General features: G+C 38.8%; 17 protein-coding genes and 5 tRNA genes. 15 read left to right on the top strand and 7 right to left on the bottom strand.

All coding sequences use genetic code 11. The annotated features are described in order from the left end of the window. Position 1: 1 nt before the first annotated feature. Positions 2-1300, top strand: a complete 1299-nt coding sequence (locus DNK84_RS02535; protein ID WP_235826804.1) for a UDP-N-acetylglucosamine 1-carboxyvinyltransferase — start codon at positions 2-4, stop codon at positions 1298-1300. After that, positions 1297-2136, top strand: a complete 840-nt coding sequence (murB, locus tag DNK84_RS02540) for a UDP-N-acetylmuramate dehydrogenase (RefSeq protein ID WP_119343009.1) — start codon at positions 1297-1299, stop codon at positions 2134-2136. The genes DNK84_RS02535 and murB overlap by 4 nt, the downstream gene beginning before the upstream one ends. Before the next feature lie 13 nt (positions 2137-2149). On the opposite strand, the gene DNK84_RS02545 is transcribed toward murB, so the two are convergent. Continuing rightward, positions 2150-3403, bottom strand: a complete 1254-nt coding sequence (locus DNK84_RS02545) for a dicarboxylate/amino acid:cation symporter (protein ID WP_119343010.1) — start codon at positions 3401-3403, stop codon at positions 2150-2152. A gap of 24 nt (positions 3404-3427) precedes the next feature. Beyond that, complete coding sequence (locus DNK84_RS02550; RefSeq protein WP_208123240.1) at positions 3428-3952, bottom strand: superoxide dismutase family protein; 525 nt, start codon at positions 3950-3952, stop codon at positions 3428-3430. A 264-nt stretch (positions 3953-4216) separates the two neighbouring features. Between DNK84_RS02550 and DNK84_RS02555 the strand changes: the two genes are divergently transcribed. The 10 genes from DNK84_RS02555 (at position 4217) to DNK84_RS14975 (ending at position 10386) form a co-directional block, all read left to right on the top strand. After that, a complete protein-coding gene (locus DNK84_RS02555) occupies positions 4217-6352 on the top strand; it encodes an adenosylcobalamin-dependent ribonucleoside-diphosphate reductase (protein ID WP_119343012.1) in 2136 nt (711 codons plus the stop codon). A gap of 21 nt (positions 6353-6373) precedes the next feature. Further along, positions 6374-7060: a TSCPD domain-containing protein gene (locus DNK84_RS02560; RefSeq protein WP_119343013.1), complete on the top strand. Its 687-nt coding sequence runs from the start codon at positions 6374-6376 to the stop codon at positions 7058-7060. Between the two features lie 88 nt (positions 7061-7148). Next, positions 7149-7568, top strand: coding sequence for a hypothetical protein (locus tag DNK84_RS02565; protein ID WP_162902168.1), 420 nt, complete (start codon positions 7149-7151; stop codon positions 7566-7568). 105 nt (positions 7569-7673) lie between these two features. Further along, positions 7674-9179 carry an NAD(P)H-hydrate dehydratase gene (locus DNK84_RS02570; RefSeq protein ID WP_119343015.1) on the top strand — a complete coding sequence of 502 codons (1506 nt, stop codon included), beginning with the start codon at positions 7674-7676 and terminating at the stop codon, positions 9177-9179. Between the two features lie 103 nt (positions 9180-9282). Beyond that, positions 9283-9358 (top strand) — tRNA-Phe (locus DNK84_RS02575). Between the two features lie 6 nt (positions 9359-9364). Beyond that, positions 9365-9441, top strand: a tRNA-Pro gene (locus DNK84_RS02580). A gap of 34 nt (positions 9442-9475) precedes the next feature. Beyond that, positions 9476-9552, top strand: a tRNA-Arg gene (locus DNK84_RS02585). 176 nt (positions 9553-9728) lie between these two features. Continuing rightward, positions 9729-9804: transfer RNA gene (locus tag DNK84_RS02590), tRNA-His, on the top strand. Between the two features lie 5 nt (positions 9805-9809). Beyond that, positions 9810-9892, top strand: a tRNA-Leu gene (locus DNK84_RS02595). Between the two features lie 185 nt (positions 9893-10077). Then, a complete protein-coding gene (locus DNK84_RS14975; RefSeq protein ID WP_162902169.1) occupies positions 10078-10386 on the top strand; it encodes an Arm DNA-binding domain-containing protein in 309 nt (102 codons plus the stop codon). Here the strand turns inward: DNK84_RS14975 and DNK84_RS02605 are convergent. Beyond that, positions 10375-11793, bottom strand: a complete 1419-nt coding sequence (locus tag DNK84_RS02605; RefSeq protein WP_119343017.1) for a sphingomyelin phosphodiesterase — start codon at positions 11791-11793, stop codon at positions 10375-10377. The genes DNK84_RS14975 and DNK84_RS02605 overlap by 12 nt on opposite strands. 469 nt (positions 11794-12262) lie before the next feature. Between DNK84_RS02605 and DNK84_RS02615 the strand changes: the two genes are divergently transcribed. The 3 genes from DNK84_RS02615 (at position 12263) to DNK84_RS02625 (ending at position 15692) form a co-directional block, all read left to right on the top strand. After that, entirely contained in the window at positions 12263-12655 is a 393-nt protein-coding gene (locus tag DNK84_RS02615; protein WP_119343019.1) for a hypothetical protein, read from the top strand. Between the two features lie 135 nt (positions 12656-12790). Next, complete coding sequence (locus DNK84_RS02620; protein ID WP_162902170.1) at positions 12791-14185, top strand: MFS transporter; 1395 nt, start codon at positions 12791-12793, stop codon at positions 14183-14185. Positions 14186-14279: 94 nt separating this feature from the next. Then, a complete protein-coding gene (locus DNK84_RS02625; protein WP_119343021.1) occupies positions 14280-15692 on the top strand; it encodes a coniferyl aldehyde dehydrogenase in 1413 nt (470 codons plus the stop codon). A gap of 13 nt (positions 15693-15705) precedes the next feature. Here the strand turns inward: DNK84_RS02625 and purH are convergent, their stop codons facing one another. The 4 genes from purH to DNK84_RS02645 form a co-directional block, all read right to left on the bottom strand. Beyond that, on the bottom strand, positions 15706-17277 hold the full coding sequence (purH, locus tag DNK84_RS02630; RefSeq protein ID WP_119343022.1) for a bifunctional phosphoribosylaminoimidazolecarboxamide formyltransferase/IMP cyclohydrolase: 1572 nt from the start codon (positions 17275-17277) through the stop codon (positions 15706-15708). Positions 17278-17439: 162 nt separating this feature from the next. Next, entirely contained in the window at positions 17440-18615 is a 1176-nt protein-coding gene (ftsY, locus tag DNK84_RS02635) for a signal recognition particle-docking protein FtsY (RefSeq protein ID WP_235826805.1), read from the bottom strand. 35 nt (positions 18616-18650) lie between these two features. Continuing rightward, positions 18651-19421 (bottom strand): acetolactate decarboxylase, encoded by a 771-nt coding sequence (locus DNK84_RS02640; RefSeq protein WP_119343023.1) that lies wholly within the window; start codon positions 19419-19421, stop codon positions 18651-18653. Positions 19422-19582: 161 nt separating this feature from the next. Next, positions 19583-20068 carry a hypothetical protein gene (locus DNK84_RS02645; RefSeq protein WP_119343024.1) on the bottom strand — a complete coding sequence of 162 codons (486 nt, stop codon included), beginning with the start codon at positions 20066-20068 and terminating at the stop codon, positions 19583-19585. Positions 20069-20105 lie beyond the last annotated feature (37 nt).

Here is a 20105-nt window from a genome sequence, read left to right on the forward strand (position 1 = left end):
TATGCAGCTAAAAGTCAGCCATCGTAGCAACATCTCTGATTTTATTGAAATTGAGCTAGCAGGCGCAAAAAATGCATTGTTGCATCTTTTGTTTGCAAGTTTATTGCCTGAAACTGCCACCGTTTTTTATAATGTTTCTACTACCTTACATGACTATCATGGTGTTTGTGACATATTAAGTGAAATTGGTGCTAAGGTGAATCAGCTTGATAAATCCACGGTTCAAGTGCTACCGCCTTCTCAAATGGTTGATGTTATTGTCCCAGTCAAACAAACGCACAAAACACGGACCTCACTGATGCTTTTAGGTGCTTTGGCAAAACAGGTAAAAAGCTTGAAAATTGGTTATCCTGGGGGATGTTCTTTTAGTGATCAGCGGCCATTTGATATCCATTTGCAAGGCCTGGAAGCATTAGGTGCGCATATTGTTGTCGATGAATATTCTATTTATATAGAAAGCATTGAAGAAAAGAATGCACAGTTTTGCCTGCGTTATCCGTCTGTTGGTGCGAGTATTAATCTGATGCTTTATGCCGCTTTAGGAAAATCGCAGGTAGTATTAGAGAATGTCGCTTTAGAGCCAGAGGTCATTGAGGTTGCCAGTTTTTTGAATCAATGTGGGGCAACGATACGCCTTGATCATAAGCATCGGCGCATGTTCGTTACAGGAATGAAGCGATTAAGCGGTGTTGAATTTTCGATTATGTATGATCGCATTCAGGTAATGAGTTATGCCGCACTTGCTTATCTGCATAAAACAGATGTGAAAGTGAAATATGTTAGTACAAAAGAATATATTGCCAGACCCTTGCAATTACTTAAAGCCATTGGTGCGAAATGGCAGTTTGACGCAGCAAAGCAGGAGCTTGTTTTTTTAGGTAAAAGTAGTCATTTAAGGGGAGCGAGTATTGTTGCTAAACCATATCCGGACTTTCCAACCGATTTACAACCTATTTTTGCAGTGATGTTAAGTGTTGCTGAAAACGGCTCAAGCATTGTTGATACGGTATATCCTGAGCGGATAAAGTATGTTTTTGAGCTACAAAAAATAGGCTTTCCAATCACCTATCATGATCATATGATTCATATATCACCATTAAACCAAACCAAACTACATGGTGCAAGCATGCAAAGCTTCGATTTAAGAGCAGGAATGGCGCTTGTGATGGCAGCTTCCTTATGTGATCAGGCATGTCTTATCACAAAAGCACAGCAAGTATTTCGTGGTTATGAGAATCTATTAGAGAATATGTCTAATTTTATGCATATTGCAGTGGACAGAGAGTATTACGAGTTATGATTTCTCTAAAGCCTTATAATACATATCAGCTTGATGCTTATGCGCAGTATGTATACTTTCCACAAACAATTAAAGAAATTCTCGATATCTATGCAAAGCATGATAAGGTTGTTTTATTGGGTAATGGCAGTAATGTTATCTTGGCCAAAACACATTACAACGATACCGCATTTATTATTATGCAAGGGCACTTTGATCACATTTATGCAGTGAATGAGGGGATTTACGCGCAAGCGGGTGTGTTGTTGAAATCATTAGCGATGCATGCCTATGAATCATCGCTATCAGGGGTGGAGACTTTTTTTGATGTGCCAGCAAGCATTGGTGGGGCAATGGTGATGAACACAGGGGCATATGGCGATGAGATTTATGATCATGTGGTGTATGTCGATGTATTAGATCTGACAACAAAAAATGTGAATCGTATTGAAAAATCGGTGATTGATTATGGATATCGATATTCGATGTTCCAGACAATGAACTGTGTGATTTTAGGGGCTTGCTTTTCTTTGATTGAGAAGCCAAAAGCAGTTATCCAGCAAAAAATGGATACAATTTTGGCGCAAAGACAATCTAAGTTGCCCATAGATCCTAGTGCTGGTAGTGTGTTTAAGCGCCCTGATTATCATATAAGTGTTGGTGAGATTATTGAGCGAATGGGGCTTAAGGGCTACAAGATTGGTGGTGCAAAGATATCAGTCAAGCATGGTGGTGTTATTATTAATCACAATAACGCAACAGGTGCCGATATCTTGGCATTAATTCGTTTTATGCAAGATAAAGTATGGGATTACTGTCAGGTACGTTTAATGCTGGAGCAGATTATCATTGACTAAATTGGCATGTGCATTAGGAGACAGGTGCCTTATATGTATCATAAGACAGCTGCTTTTCTGTTTTGGCAACAAATGTTGTTACAGCCGCATCACCGGTTACATTGACTGCAGTTCTTAGCATATCTAAAATACGATCAATACCAATAATAAGCCCAATACCTTCAACAGGTAAGCCTACTTGTGTTAAAACAAGTGTTAAGGTAATAAGCCCAATACCTGGAACGCCTGCCGTGCCAATTGAGCTTAGTGTGGCGGTTAAAATAACGGTTAAATAGCCTGCTAAACTTAGATCAATATTATAAACATGGGCAATAAAAACGGTTGCAACACCTTGCATAATTGCTGTCCCATCCATGTTAATTGTGGCGCCAAGTGGAATCGTGAAGCCTGCGACTTTATTATCCACACCAAGATTGTTTTCAACGGTTTGTAGCGTAAATGGCAGTGTGGCATTACTGCTTGCTGTTGAAAAGGCGAATAATTGTACGGGAAACATTTTTTTAAAAAAAGGCAATGGATTTAATCGCGCAAATATCGTAAGGATAATGCCATTGGTAAATATCACATGAAGCAATAAAACCAAAATAACCGTGAAAAAGTAGCCAAAAACGTGCAAAAATTTAATTAACTCTGTTACCAGCACAAGTTTTGCAATCAAGGCAAATACACCATAAGGCGTGATGGCAATTACCATTTTCACTAATGACATAATAACTTCATCAAAATCATTAAACCATTTTTTAATGCGATTTCCAGCCTCACCTGTGATATTGAGCGCAATGCCTAATAAAAGTGCAAAAATGATAATTTGCAGCATGCTCCCTTTTGCCAAAGACTGAAAAGGGTTTGCGGTAAATAGTCCGATAAGGGTTTCAGTAATGCTTTGCGGACTTCCTATCACAACCTGATCAACGTTTAAAGGGATATTGGCACCGGCACCAATTTGCAATAATAACGCAACTGTAATTGCTAAAGTCACTGCAATGGCTGTTGTTATCACATACAGGATTAATGTTTTTCCGCCAACACGCCCTAATGACTTAGGGTCTGAGACATTGCTTGCCCCACAGACAATAGAGACAAACACAAGTGGCACAACAAGCATTTTCATTAAGGTGATAAAGATCGTGGCCATAATGTATAAAATGCCGTTGCTAAGATAGGTGTGAACCCAGGGTGTACTTGCAAAAGGGTGGAAAATCAAGCCAAAAATTGCGCCTAATCCCATGCCGATTAAAATATTACGTGTCAGTTTATGGCCTTTCATTGTGCACCCCTTTTGATATCAATATTAAGGTTGATCGTTTTGCGCTTTGATAATCCCGCATGCAACACGTTTGCCACCACCACCAAGTTTTTCAGGTGCGTCACTATAATTATCCCCACCTTTATGTATCATGATTGCATGGTTAAGAATCGCATTTATCGTAAGCCTTGGTGCCAAAACAGGCAACGTTGCACGATGATCTTTATTGACAATTAATACAGGCAAGTCACCCAAATGGCCATTTTGGTAAGGGCCAAGGTGTTTATTTGTGTTATCTGGATCAAAATGGCCATTTGCATTTAAGCCATGATCGCCGCAGTCAGGGACTTCATGGATATGAAACCCATGAATACCCGGGGTTAAATCATGTAAATCAGGTGTAAAGAGCACACCATTTGAGGTCTGTTGTGCGATAATATTCCCTAGATAAGTATGCTTATTTGAGGTGGCATAAATCTTGATGGTGATTTTCTGTGGTAATGTGTTTGCATGGGTTGTGACCCCAACAGTAAGTCCAATAAGTAACATCAGTACGCTTAAGTGTTTCATCATTTCATCCTTAACATTGATATGACACTTCCCCAATAATAGTAGGCAATAATTGGCAAAACAACGTGTTCTGCTTTTATTTTTGTAAGAAATTGTTATAAGAATTTAAGCTTGTGCTGCCAGAGGGCTTTGTCAGTGCATTTCATGCAAGTCAAGTCATTGTATGAAAATATAAATCGAAAAAGTCATTCATCATTTTTTATAAAATTGTTTACAATAAGAAGGTAATCAATGACTTTTCTGTATGGGTAAAAGAGTAAAACTATGTCATCAAGTGAAACGATTATGGATTTTGATTTACAGCCTGCATCATTGGATATCTGGGATAGTAAGTATCGTTTGAAAACAAGGCTGGGTGAGCCGGTTGATCAAAGTGTGGATGATACATACAAGCGTATCGCACAAGCATTATCAGAAGTAGAAAAAACACCTGAACTGCAGCAGAAGTGGTATAAAAGCTTTTTATGGGCGCTTAGAAATGGTGCAATTCCTGCTGGTAGAATCGTGTCAAATGCCGGGGCCTTGGCGCATAAACCGGCAACTTCGACGATTAACTGTACGGTCTCAGGGGTTATTCATGATTCAATGGATGATATTTTGCAAAAAGTGCATGAGTCAGGGTTAACGCTTAAAGCAGGTTGTGGTATCGGCTATGAGTTTTCAACTTTACGACCAAAAGGTGCTTTTGTTGCAGGGGCAGGTGCGAATACCTCAGGCCCAATGTCCTTTATGGATATTTATGATAAAATGTGTTTTACGGTAGCATCTGCCGGTGGCAGACGTGGCGCGCAGATGGGTACATTTGATGTGGGGCATCCTGATGTATTTGATTTTATTCGTGCCAAGCGTGAGAATGGGCGCTTGCGTCAATTTAACTTATCTTTGCTTATAACCAAAGACTTTTTATATGCGGTTGAGCATGATTTGCCGTGGCATTTGGCTTTCCCGATGAGCGCATCTGAACAGGCTGCCTATAAAATTGATTTAAAAGATAAAGCAAAAGTCTTATGGCGTGATTGGCCATTAAAAGATGACTATATCACCGATGAAAGTGGTTTGGTGGCTTGTCGAATTTATAATACGATTAAAGCACGCAGGCTTTGGGATATGATTATGTCATCGACATATGATTATGCAGAGCCCGGGTTTATTTTGATCGATAAAGTCAATGAAGAAAATAATAACTGGTTTTGTGAAACAATCCGTGCAACAAACCCTTGTGGCGAACAGCCATTACCACCTTATGGCTCCTGCTTATTGGGCTCAGTGAATCTCACAAAATTTGTGAAAAATCCTTTTTCAAAATCAGCTGAATTTGACTGGTCGACCTATCGTAAAGTCGTGCGAATTTTCACACGCATGTTGGATAATGTGGTCGAGATCAATGGATTGCCACTAAAGCAGCAGCGTGATGAGATTATGTCTAAACGTCGCCATGGCATGGGCTTTTTAGGGCTTGGGTCAACACTTACCATGCTTAAGAAAAAATATGGTACTAGAGAATCACTTATTTTTACCGAAGAAGTTGCCAAACAGATGGCTTTAGAAGGCTGGAAAATTGGTGTGGAGCTTGCCAAAGAGAAAGGCTCAGCACCTGTGCTTGAAAAAGAATATGTGATCGATGAAGCATTATTGCGGTTGCGTCCTGAAATGGCAGCAGATGGTATCAAGGCAGGTGATGTTGTGAAGGGGCGTGTATTGCATGCTAAATACAGTCGTTATATGCAGCGTGTTGCTAAAGAAGATATTTCAATTATTGATGATATATGTGAGTATGGCTGTCGTTTCACGCATCATACATCAATCGCGCCAACAGGGACGATTTCATTGTCATTGGCCAATAATGCCAGTAACGGTATTGAGCCAAGCTTTGCGCATCATTATGCGCGTAATGTTATTCGTGCCGGGAAAAAAACCAAAGAGAAGGTGGATGTTTTTTCCTATGAGTTATTGGCTTATCGCCATCATGTGAATGAAAATGCAATGCCATTTTCAAAAGATGAGAAAACAAAGCTGCCAGATTATTTTATTGCCGCAGATAATGTGACACCGAAACAGCACGTTGACATTCAGGCCGCGGCACAAAAGTGGATAGATTCAAGTATTTCTAAAACGGCTAATGTACCGACGGATTTCCCTTTTGTTGAGTTTAAAGATATCTACCTTTATGCGTATCATCAAGGATTAAAGGGCTGTACGACTTTCCGTTTTAACCCGGAAGTTTTTCAAGGTGTTTTAGTAAAAGAGCAGGATCTGCAAAACACGACCTATCGGTTTACCCTTGAAGATGGCTCGGTATTGGAGCTCAAGGGCAATGAGATGATCGAATATGATGGTGAAACACATACAGCAGCAAATCTTTATGATGCGCTTAAAGAAGGGTATTACGGGAAGTTTTAAGCATTGAGTAGTGGAGAAAAAATGGCAGTTAAGATTGATAAGAAAATCACCGGGTTTGCAATCGTCAAAGAGGATGAAAAACTCACAAAGGTCGCCTTAGAGAAAAAAGAAAAAGGGCATGAGCAGATGAGTGAGCGTATTAAGCGCCCTGAATCACTTGCAGGTGAGACATATAAAATCAAACCACCGCATGCTGAGCATGCATTGTATGTGACCATTAATGATATTATCTTAAATGAGGGCACCGAGCATGAAGTGCGTCGTCCTTTTGAAATTTTCTTAAGCTCAAAGAATATGGAGCATTTTCAATGGACGATTGCATTAACACTGATTATTTCAGCTGTTTTTCGCAAAGGGGGTGATATTACCTTTTTGGTTGAAGAGCTTCGTTCAGTATTTGATCCTAATGGGGGATATTTTAAACGTGGCAGCAAATATGTACCATCGCTTGTGTCTGAAATTGGTGATGTGATTGAGAAGCATTTAAGAAAGATTGGCATGCTGCCAGAAGAAGATGTAGATGAAAACCAACGGCTTTTTATTGCAGGCAAAAAAGCTGAGCTTAATCAAAAACAACAGCCAAGCAATGATGATGAGGTGAGCTTTCCACCAGAATCCCAGCTTTGTCATAAATGTAATACAAAAGCAATGGTGCAGATGGATGGCTGTATGACTTGTTTAAGTTGTGGCTATTCCAAATGCGGTTAATTGCAAACTATTGTTGATGTCGTTTATGTTATATCTTTTATTTTACTTGGCCTTTTGTATTTACCTTGCTTATTTCTTGAAATCTAAAATGGCAACCTTGCTACTCGTGCTGTCTTTTATTAGCTGGGCACTGGTGCGTTCTCCTGTTATCAATGAAGTCCTTGCGCTCAGAGGTGTTCTCATGGTGCTATGCTATGTGTTTGAGTTTATAGTGTTATTGTACTATTTGCCTAAGAAAATCATTGATAAGACATATCCCAATATAAAGAAATCCTTGATTATCTGTACGGTATTATTAGTTATATTTAGCACGATTGCTTTAGTCATTAGCCTTTATATCCCATATGCGCAAAAGGTGTTAATGCAGCAAAGTCATGCTGATATAAACCAGTTATTGCAAAGGATAAGCCAGTTTTATAGGTTTGGCGTGTTTGCCGGGTTCTTAAGCTTTTGCTGTTATATTTACTTGTGGTTTGGCATATCAAAGATATTATCAAATAAAGTCTGATTTTATATTCAAGCTGTTTTTATGCCCTAATAAAAAGTTGCTGCTTGCATTCAAAAGCATTTAAAAATAAGCTTTAACATATCGCTTTTAAAAAGGTTTTTGACGATGGCTTTGGAAGATGGATTGTTTTCAGCGCAGCAATCACAACAAATAGATCAGTATTTAATTCAGGGAATAAAAATACCAAGCTTAAGCTTAATGGCAAAAGCCGCTTTTGCCTGTTTTTGCGCGCTTGAAAAGCAAAGGCCAAAGCATGTTGTTATTGTGACTGGAATGGGGAATAACGCCGGTGATGGCTTTATGGTTGCAACCTTAGCACATATGGCAGGCATTAAGACAAGCATTTATTCTTGTGTGCCTTTAGTGAAGCTTGCAGGTGATGCGGCATATATGTATCATCATGCACAGTCATTAGGCGTTCAGATGTATCAAGTAGAAGATTCATTGACATTTCATAAAGATATAGCTCAGGCTGATGTCATTGTTGATGCTATATTTGGTACGGGATTAAATCGTGATATAGAAGGCGTCTTTAAAAAAGCGATTGAAGCGATTAATAGTCATTATCGTTTTGTAATCAGTGTTGATATTCCCTCTGGCATATGCGCAACAACAGGGAGAAAGTTTGCAATCGCCGTTAAAGCAAATATTACGGTGACATTTATCTGCCAGAAAATGGGGCTTTATAGTGGCGTTGGGCCAGATTATGTCGGGGATATTATTTTTGCTTGTTTGGTTGATAGCGGTGCCTTGTCACTAAATGATCGATACCAGCCACTTGCTTTTTTGTTAACAAAAAATGACCTTCAACACTTTCTCCCGCTATATAAGTATCACCAGAGTATCAATAAATCTGACAAAGGGCATGTGGGTATTATTGCAGGAGACAAAGGAATGGCTGGTGCTGCCATTATGGCCGCAAAAGCTGCTTTGACTGTTGGGGCTGGCCGAGTGACCCTGTTTACGCATCCAGCGCATGCCGCGTTGATAAATGTAAAATGCCCAGAAGTGATGTGCTATGGTGTTGATGATTTAACCGACTATCAGACTTTAATCGAAAAGCTGGATGTTTTAGCGATTGGTTGTGGTAGTGTGAAAGGTCAGCCATGGTCAGATAAAGTGATCAAAAAAGCCTTAACACTTGATAAAATTAGCATTGTTGATGCTGGTGCTTTAGATTATCTGACTAAAGGTATGGTTAGATCTGCACGGCTTATCACACCGCATGAAGGTGAGGCGGCAAGGCTTTTGCATATAGCAGCGCCAGATGTCAAAAATGATCGATTAAAGGCATTACAACAATTAGGTGATGATTATCAGGTATCTGTTTTATTAAAGGGGTGCGGCAGTTTGATATATGATCAAAAAAATGTTTATCTTTGTAAGGCTGGTGATCCAATATTGGCAACTGCCGGTTCAGGAGATCTGTTAACAGGTATAATTGCAGGCCTGTGTGCACAGAACAAATCATTAAAGAAAGCCACTTTATTGGCAGTGTTACTGCAAGGCATTGCTGCAGAAGATTATGTGGAAGCAATTGGTAAGTATGGATTTTGTGCAACGAAATTATTGCCATTTGTCGTTGATGTATTAAACCAGTCTGACCGGTAAACAACCAAATCAAAGCCAATATTGGCCATGGGTGCGCGCAATAAAAAAAATCTTCAAAAAGTGCTTGACCAAAAACGGCAAATCCGTTTTAATAAGCGTCATTGGCCAGATAGCTCAGTCGGTAGAGCAGAGGACTGAAAATCCTCGTGTCGGCAGTTCGATTCTGCCTCTGGCCACCATTATGTCGGAGCATAGCGCAGTTTGGTAGCGCATCTGGTTTGGGACCAGAGGGTCGGGGGTTCAAATCCCTCTGCTCCGACCACTTGTTTTAACCGTCAGCGAGCGGGTTAGAATATGCGCCCGTAGCTCATCTGGATAGAGCATCGGCCTTCTAAGCCGAGGGTAGCAGGTTCGAATCCTGCCGGGCGTACCATAAAACAGATTTATGGTGGGCGTAGCTCAGTTGGGTGAGACCGTATAGAAACTACAGCGTAGTTTTAGGTCGAACGGGCGGAGCACGGATTGCGCAGCACCGGTTTTCTTAGCAAGGCAGGAGCCGAGCTTAGAAAAAGCAGCTCTAGCAAATGAGCTGTAACATTACAATTTATGGTGGGCGTAGCTCAGTTGGTAGAGCCCCGGATTGTGATTCCGGTTGTCGTGGGTTCAAGTCCCATCGTTCACCCCAGTCATGCGGACGTGGCGAAATTGGTAGACGCACTGGATTTAGGTTCCAGCGGGAAACCGTGGGAGTTCGAGTCTCCCCGTCCGCACCAAATAATCATATTACAACGCCTCAAATTATCTCATTATCATCTTTAAACCCTTGTTTTATAAGGTTTTACGTGCTCATGATATTTTATATTGTTTCATGACGACTTGTATTTAAGTGTCCCCTGTAGTGTCCCCTGTGCTATAATTTATCAATAAAAATTTCCAAATGTTGGATTTGGGGACACTTATGCGGCTGAATGATACTAAAATAAAGGGTTTAAAGCACACAGGGAAGGAAAAGCTTTGCAGCGATGGTAGAGGTAGCATGCTATACCTTCGTGTAAGAGAGGTTTCAAAATCTTTTTTGTTTAAATACAAGATGTCAGGTAAAACCTGTAAACTTAGCTTAGGGACTTATCCTGATTTGTCCTTAAAAAACGCAAGGGAAAAAATGTCCCAAAAAGTGCAGACAGGTCGTTATCTAGCCATGGAGGTATGTGGGAGTAAAGTTGCAGTATCAGAAAGTATATTTTGCTTGAACCATTTAATGGTCTGATATTTCTACATTACCATAAGCGTATACTTTGCTAAGCGAATTTAACCAGCTTCTTTGATACATTGAAATTTTATCTAGCGCGCGAATCGGGGTTACTTGAAATGCTGCATCTATTGGTTGACGGTAATCTTGTAAAGGCGAGATATAGTCATATAAGCCATATTCAGCTTTAGCATTTGGGTCAATCATCATATTTAAATCGGCATCATAGCTGTATTTTGGGCTTTTGTTTTGCGTATTTAGGTAGACGCTTGGCTTTAAAATTTGTTTAAAGTACTGATATTGGTTTTTATTATAGTAATCGGTGTTCAGGTCGCCTAATAAAAGTACAGGTTCATTTGTTGGGATGTTTTGTGCGTAAATAAATTTTTCAATTAACCTAAACTCTCTTTGGCGTAGCTGGATTGCTTTTTCTGTATCTTGCGCTTGGGTGTGTGTTGCAAAAATATGATAAATCTGACCATTTTTGTTTATTTTGATATAAAGGACACCTTTGTTTGTCATAAAATCAGCATCGGTTAAGGTTTGTGTGTCAGTATAGTTAAGAAATTTTTTGGTCAAAATTGGCCATTTGCTCAAAATTAAAAGCCCGCTGTTTAAGGGTTTTAAGTGTGTGTGTTGTGGTATGGGATCATAAAAGTATGGATAGCTTTGCTTCATATTATTAATTAATGTATTTCTAACGTCATAGGCCCAGGCTTCTTGAAATGCGATAGCATCAAAATCTTTAAAATATGGTGAATTTGACAGATAGGCTATGCGAGAGTGAGTTTTGTTAAGATCTAAAGCAACCCCAATATAAAATGGAAAAGCCTGGATGTTGTAAGATGCTAGGGAAATTGAGTTGGGGGCATTATCTTGTTTAAAAATCTCAGGTTTCATGCTGATCGCTAAATAAATACTGTCCACTTTTTGAAGAGATGTGCGGTCTTTTAATGTTGTGGCGTAAATTTCAATAGCTTGGTGTTGTGCGGTTATAAATGTATAGCTGCCAAGTTTATTTGCAGTGATTTTTCCATCATTTGTAGCGCTTAGTAAGTGATGATTCTCTCCGTTGATAAAGAGATCAATGGCCTGAATATGAGAGCCAATGGCATCACCTTTTAATGTAACATTAAAATAGCCTTCTACAGTATCCTTCAACGCAAAATAACTTTTTAAATCGTAGAGCCGGCCATTTTTGATTTTTTGGTCATAGTTGATCGTAAATGCTTTATTTCGTTGGTATGCTTTGATGACAGCTGTATTATAAGCCCTGCAATCCGTTTTTTCCTCTGGGCAAATGGATTTTACCAAGAGAGGTTCTGGTGTGTTGTTTAAAAGCGATATTTGGTAAGTTGCGTTTGCTTGTATGACGCATAGAAAAGAAGTCAAAAATAATAAAATACAAGCTGTTAAGCGTGGCATAAGTTTTGTCCAAAAATAACTGTCTTTGCTTTATTATATGAGATGTTTTTTTTGATAAAAAACGTAAATATACGTAATTATACGGACCCATTTGCTTTTTTTGATGCCTTATGCTGCATATACCCATCACAAACCATTTTATAGTATTCTTGTTATCAAACTCCTTGCATTTTTTGAGCAAAGTAATTTTGCCAATAGTCTCTTTTATTACCTGCAATCCAATCGCTCAAAACCATCAAAAACTTCTTTGACATTGAACGCTGCAGAATGATTGACGATGGGTATAGATACCCACGGACTGATCCTGTGGTGTTTTGTCAGAAGGTTTTAAAATATATTACATTTAAGAGAATGACTTTGCAGACACCATATAATGCTTTTGTTACACTCGTTGTGAGCAAAGGATTGCCAATGCTCAAAATAAGTTACACTTTTAACTGTATCAAAATGGAAATTGTAGGAGAGTAATATGTTGCGACGTCATATTGTTAAAGTGATTATTTGTGTGGGTCTAATAAGCACGATTGGCTATAGTAATGGTGCGCTTAATCTTGCGAATCTGGGGACTTATGCGTTTTTGCCTCAGCAACCTGTGGTTATTAAAAACCCATTGTTCTGGGGGATATCTGCGACCTGTTCAATATCAATTGCTTCGCAAAACCCACAGAAGATAATGGGCAAAATGTTGAAAAAATCAGGTACGATTAATGGGCAAAACGTTGGTGATAAACTGATTCTTGAGATAAAAAACGGAGACTCAATGCGTATTTCAGCAGATGGGCTTGCCCAGGTTGAAATTACTAACCAGGGTGATGAGACTATTACGGCAAACTGTGGTTTGGGTATGCTGCAAAAATCATAAAATACTTTACCGATAATGCGAATATAACGCTCAATAATAATTTGTTAAATCTTGAAAAAATTGCCTGTCTTATCGTGCTATTTCCTTGAGATAGGCGTAAACTGTGGTGTAGTTTTGGGAGGCTTTGACAAATTTATGCAAAATCAACGACTTATTGCCTACACAGTTGGGATTATTATTCTAATGGAATTAATCGATGGCAGTGCATTAAATACAGCTTTGCCTCAAATGGCCTTTAGTTTGCAAGTCAATCCCATTAGCCTTAAAGTCGTGATTACGGTTTATTTATTAACATTGGGACTTTTTATCCCTGCATCCTCCTGGGTAGCTGAACGTTGGGGGATTAAGCGAGTCTTGTCGTTATCGATTGTTGGATTTGTTGCAGCATCCATTGCTTGTGGTTTATCAACAAGTTTAACGATGTTAGTTGTCTCGCGGGCTTTTCAAGGAATGTTTGGTGCCTTTTCAATGCCAGTGGCACGTCTTGCAATGGTGCGAATATTCAAAGGCAATATGATCCGTGCTATGGCAATCGTTGGCAGTGTCGTGACGATTGGCCCGATGATTGGCCCATTGGTTGGTGGTGCGATTACCACATGGTTGAACTGGCGATTTATCTTTTTTATAAACCTTCCTATCTCTTTACTGGCTTTATTATCTATCCGGTATGTGTTTCCTGATTTTAATGAAAACCGGCAAACAGTCGCTAAATTTGATACTTTCGGGTTTATGCTGCTAGGCAGTGGTATTGCTATTTATCTTTTTTGCCTGGATACATTTATTGATCATTCCATTAGCTGGGTTGTTAAGCTTATGAGTTTTATTATTGCAACAACTTTATTGATGAAGTACTTTCATCATGCGCGTTTAAAGGGTGAATCTGCCGTATTTAACCTGTCAATTTTTAAAGATAAAACTTTCCGCTACTTTACGATCATCAATGTTTTGATCCGCTTATCAACAATGGGAATTATGTTTATGTTTCCATTGTATTTGCAGACACAGCACCACTTTAGTGCTTTACAAGCTGGATTAACCTTTTTAGCCTTTATGGTGCCTGCATGGGTGATGAAAAGTTTTATTCGACAAATATTAAGCCATCTTGGGTATTACCGGTTATATATCATGATTTGTAGCCTAATGCTGGTATCCTTTTTATTTGGCATTTGGGTGCTATTGAACTTTAACCTGTATTTATACTTATGTATGTTGGGTGTTCTTGGTATAAGCTTTAGTAGTTTTGCAACGATTACCAACGCAGGGTCCTATTCTTTGGCTGCTGAAAAGTTTGCCGGCACAGCAAGTGTTATGTTAAGCGCGCTTTTACCATTATCCAGTGCTTTTGCTGTGGCCTGGTGCGCGATTACTCTAAGCGCTGGCATACAAGGGGCGTTGTTAGATCCTAATGCATTGATTCCATTGGATAATTTTGCATTGGTAATGGGTGTTTGCGCAATGGGGGTTTTTCTCACTTTTATTTGTCTTTTGCGTTTCCCGGCTAATTGCTTTAAACAGGTATCTACAGAATAACCATGCATTATTTATCATGATGTTTTAGGTGTTCAAGTATTAATAGGCAATATATAATCATTATTATTTATTAAATATCTTTACTATTATACCGATGTCACAGCATTTATTTAACGAACTGTATAAAACCTTTGAACGGCAAAAAAATGCTTTTTCGTCAATGCCTTATCCGTCATATAAAAAGCGAATTCAGGATTTAAAACGTCTGCGTGAGTTGGTGCTTCAATATCAAGGCGCATTGGCGAAAGCGGTTAGTGAGGATTTTGGTGGGCGTTGTGTCGAAGAAACTTTGCTCAGTGAAATTTTTCAGGTGATTCAAACGATTGACTATGTTTGTAAGCATTTACGTGGCTGGATGAAAAAACAAAAGCGTCATACGAGTATCTTATTTCAACCGGCAAAAAGTTTTGTTTACTACCAGCCACTTGGCGTTGTGGGGATTATTTCACCTTGGAATTACCCTGTGTTGTTAACGCTGTCCCCCTTGGTATATGCTTTGGCTTCTGGCAATAATGTCTGCTTGAAAATATCTGAATATACACCAAAGACATTCCAGGTGATTAAAGAGATATGTAAACGATGTTTTGAAGTCTCACAGGTGGCTGTTTTTATTGGAGATACGCTATTTTCCAAAGCTTTTTGTGAAGTAAATTTTGATCATCTGCTATTTACCGGTTCAACACAAACTGGTAAAAAAGTCTATCAGGCGGCAAGTCAGAATCTAACACCCGTAACATTAGAGTTAGGTGGTAAGTCCCCACTTATTATTGATCGGGATTATCCTGTAAAAAAAGCTGCGAAAACAATTTGTTTTAGTAAAGGCATGAATGCAGGGCAAACCTGTATTGCACCAGATTATGTTCTAGTGCCTGAAGACAAACTGGATGAGTTAATTTCTGCTTTACAAGCAGGCTTTAACAAGATGTATCCAGATTATCTGAACAACCCGCAATACACAAGCATTTTGCAAGTATCGCATTTTCAACGATTAAACGATCAATTATCTCAAGCTAAAACATCAGGCTGTAAAGTTATCCCATTGGCAAAGATTGAAAAGCAAACCGATGGTAATAAAAAAATGCCTTTAACGCTTGTAATAAATCCAGATATATCACTTGATGTGATGCAAGGTGAAATCTTTGGTCCGATTTTGCCGATATTAACTTATCATGAGTATCATGATGCCTTATCTACTATAAATAAAAACACGAATCCACTGGCACTTTATCTATTAAGTCACAATAAGGCAACACAAGCATTTTTTCTGGAAAATACACAAAGCGGAGGGGTTTGTATTAATGATGCAATTGTGCATATTGCACAGCATGCACTACCATTTGGTGGCGTAGGTGACTCTGGTATGGGGCGCTATCATGCAAAAGAGGGTTTTATTACTTTTTCAAATATAAAAAGCATTTTTCAAAGAAAGAAATGGAATCCAGCTGCTTTATTGTACCCACCGTATGGTAAACTGTTTAAGGGATTTAAGCGCTTATTTATCCGCTGATTATGCCGTAAGTTTAATGGCGAAAGTGTCGGGTATTGGTAAATACCATGGTAATATCATGATCGTTTGCCGCAGCAATCACTTCACTGTCTCGCATCGAGCCACCTGGCTGGATAATCGCAGAAACACCCGCTTTAGCAGCAGCATCCACGCCATCTCTAAAAGGGAAAAAAGCATCAGAGGCCATTGCGGTGCCTTTTATTTCAAGCTCTGCCTCATAGGCTTTTTCAATGGCAATTTTAGAGCTAAACACACGACTCATTTGCCCAGCACCAATACCAATAGTACGGTTGCCTTTGGCATAAACAATGGCGTTGGATTTAACAAACTTGACAACCTTCCAGGCAAACAGTAAGTCATCCAGTTGTTGCTGTGTTGGTTTTTTATGGCTAACGACACGAAGCTGGTCCATTTCAACGGTGGTGTTGTTTTTATCTTGAATTAATAATCCACCATCAATTTTTTTAAGATCAAACTCGTAATGATTTTTATCTTTGTCATAACCTGCAGCTAAAACGCGTACATTAGGCTTTTTCGTTAATATATTAACTGCCTCGGGGGTGATTTCAGGTGCAATAATAACCTCAACAAACTGCTGTGAAATAATGGTTTGTGCCGTTTGCTCATCAAGTGGTTGATTAAAGGCAATAATACCCCCAAAAGCAGAAGTAGGGTCACCGGCAAAGGCTTTTTGATAAGCAGTAGTCAGGTTTTGGTCGCATGCAACACCACAAGGGTTGGCATGCTTAACAATCACACAGGCCGGAATATCAAAAGATTTCACACAGCTAAAAGCGGCATCTGTGTCGGCAATATTATTATAGGATAATTCTTTTCCCTGGATTTGTTTGGCATAGGCCATACAGGATTTTGGATAGTCTTTTTCAAGATAAAGACAGGCATGCTGATGTGGATTTTCTCCATAGCGCATATCTTTGGCTTTGTAAAACTGCAGATTAAGTGTATTTGGGAAGTTGTGTGTTATGGTTTTTGCTGTAGGATCAATTCTACCTAGATGATTCGCGATAACACCATCATACTTTGCGGTGTGCTCAAAGACTTTACAGGCTAATGAGAAACGTGTTGCAGGATCAAGCTTTCCATGGTTTTCCCGAAGTTTTTTGCCAATATCTGCATAGTCATCTGGATCACAGATAACCGCGACATCACGGTGGTTTTTTGCAGCTGACCGAAGCATTGTTGGCCCACCAATATCGATATTCTCAATAGTTTCATCAAAGCTTACATTTGGCTTTTGAATCGTCTTTTCAAAAGGGTAGAGATTAACTACAACCAGGTCAATTTCTGGAATGTCATGTTGTTCCATCACTGCTTGATCGATATCACGTCGGCCTAAAAGTCCACCGTGGATTTTAGGGTGGAGTGTCTTAACACGACCATCCATCATCTCAGGAAAGCCAGTATAATCGGATACTTCGGTAACATCAATGCCAGCATTGCTCAGCAGTTTTGCTGTGCCCCCAGTAGATAGAATTTCAATATTAAATGCAGCTAATTCTTTGGCAAATTCGACAAGGTTGGTTTTATCTGAAACGCTGATCAAAGCGCGTTTAATCGTCTTCATAAGTTCGTAAACTCCAAATGACTTAAAGGCGTTATTATATACCCATCACAAACCATTTTATAGATTTTCCCGCGTTATATTTTGATGCGATAGATTTAACAGATATATAGCTTGTTTTTTATGTATAATTCATACCATTTGCAAATCATTGTACCAATGGTATTAGTGATCGCTGGGTAGTGATTGATCAAATAGGGCATCAATAAACTCTTTGGCTTCAAAATCACGTAAATCTTCGATTTTTTCACCCACACCGATAAAACGAATGGGTAAATGTAATTTTTTTGCAATGGCAAAGATGACACCACCTTTTGCAGTGCCATCCATTTTCGTAATTGCAATACCAGAAACACGTAGCGAATTATTAAACTCTTGTGCCTGCATAATGGCATTTTGACCAGTACCTGCATCCAAAACAAGCATAACCTCATGTGGCGCGGTATCATCAAGTTTTTTCATAACTCGTGCCACTTTTTTCAGCTCTTCCATTAAATTACTTTTGGTATGTAGTCGACCGGCAGTATCAGCGATTAAGATATCTATATCTTTGGCTTTTGCCGCCTGAACTGCATCATAAATAACCGAGGCGCTATCAGCACCCGTATGTTGGGCAATAACAGGGATATTATTACGCTTGCCCCAGACTTGTAATTGCTCAACTGCCGCAGCACGAAATGTATCCCCTGCAGCAAGCATGACAGATTTGCCTTGTGATTGAAATTTTTTAGCAAGCTTGCCAATTGTTGTTGTTTTTCCTGCGCCATTAATACCCACCATCAAAATAATATATGGTGTTTTTTGTGTGTCAATGGCCAAGGGTTTTTGGCAAGGTGTCAAAATATCCTGTAATTTTTGTTTTAGCAATGTATTAAGCTGATCCATGGTTTGTAATTCATTGCGACTAACCTGGCCACGAACGGCTTCCATCACCTCTTGTGTTGCTTCAATACCAACATCTGCCGTTAGAAGCTGCATTTCAATATCATCGATAAGTTCTTCATCGATGACTTTTTTCCCTAAAAGCAGATCACCAAGCCCACTGCCTAACTTGGTGCGCGTCTTCTTTAAACCTTCTTTTAAACGAGAAAACAGCCCACTTTTTGTCGTTTTTTCTTCAAGTGTTTCTTCTTGGACAAAAGAAGCATTAGATGTTTGCTCTACATCACGAGAATCCTGTGATTGATCAAGCTGTATTTCTGGTTGATCATTCTCAAGCACCTCTGGTTGTCTATCCTGCTCAAGCTGTGTTTTTTTTTCAGCAACACTTTGATTGCGTTTAAAGCGTTTAAAAATACCCATGGTTGAATAAAGCGTTATGAAACTAATAATATCAGGCATTCTGCATGATTGCCTGAGTGATTTCAAGGTTTATTTTATTTCTCAGTGCTGTGCTCCATTTTGTTTAATGAAGCAGCAGATAGGCCGGATATCTTTTTATTCTGATACGCTTTGCTTTCAGGCAAAGAAAATTCAAAATTCTGTACTTTTTCCGCCTCAAAATGCACCTTATCCGTCTTAAAGTCATAAACATGATAAACTTTTTTAAGGTTTTTCGTAATAAAATGAAAATGAAAGCCAGGCACGGCAACGCTTGATAGATAGCTTGGGCTATAGATACCAATGATTGTCCCTTTAATATCATTTAGGTCATGTTTTTTTTGATTTTGTGCAATCCATTTACCCAATGTGGCATCTTCTTTTACTGGTGGTATTGTCCTTGCTTTTATATGAGCAAACTTGCCGGTAATTTTAAATATATAGAAATAGTTTTCACCACTGAGTTTTTGTTGTATCAGGTTATTGATTTCAGTTGGTGTTACGCCTTTTAATTTTTTATTAAGCTGTGGTTTGTCAAAGTTAAATACATCAGCAAAAGGTGTTTTGGTATCCGGTTTTAATCGTACAGCATTACCATTGATATCACTTAAATACCCCTTGCCTTTGTAGATAATCATCTCACCTTTAGCACCTTGTACTGTGCCAAGACCATAAGCGCCTTTTTTAACCAGTGTGCCTAAAGTCATCGAGCCATCATATACACCATCACTTAAGCTTGTGATGGTACCAGCCTGAAAAACCTGACCTGCAAAGCTTATACTGGATAACAGCAGCATTCCTGTAAATAGCATTCTTTTGAATTTCATGTTGTCTCCTAGGTTTTGATCAATTGTTATTTCACTATGTCATATTCGGCGATAGGTTATTGCATCTATTTTATTCAATAAATAAAATGTATCAATATGGGGTAGCTACCAAATTTTTGCGCGTACAGCCTTGTGCTTTTTTTTCTTTAAGTGACATTGTTTTAGGTCGTTGGTTGTATCACTGTGTTATTATCATATTGTTTCTTAGTATATAAGGCAGTAAAATCCTGCAGATTCTGATAAGACAATGCTGTTTCGCTGTCAATATTAAGCGTCTTACAAATGATTTCTTTTAGGCAAGCTGCATCTAGCTGTAATGTTTCATTACACATCCCAATAAATATAAAACTTTCTTTTTCATTTAAAAGCTTAAGTGCTTCTTGCCCTGTTTTGGTCTGACTTTGTAAAAAAGCAAAAAAATCATGATCAAGTGCAACCTCCAATATGGATTGAAGAAGCACACCGGTGTCTTCATTGCTTTCTATCCCCATCATTTCTATTTTTTCTAATTCCATCGTTTTTTCAATCAAACTGGAAAAACGACTTTTTTTATCCTGATTTGTGGTTGTCTTTTTTAGTTTTTCTGCGAGCAGTTTTAGCTGATGATAAGGGTTTGAGGCCTCTATAATTTTTGTTTTTTTAGGCATATATTGATTCCTGATTTTACAGTAAAGTATGAGTTTA

Source organism: Facilibium subflavum (assembly GCF_003574485.1).
Taxonomy (GTDB): Bacteria; Pseudomonadota; Gammaproteobacteria; order Francisellales; family Francisellaceae; genus Facilibium; species Facilibium subflavum.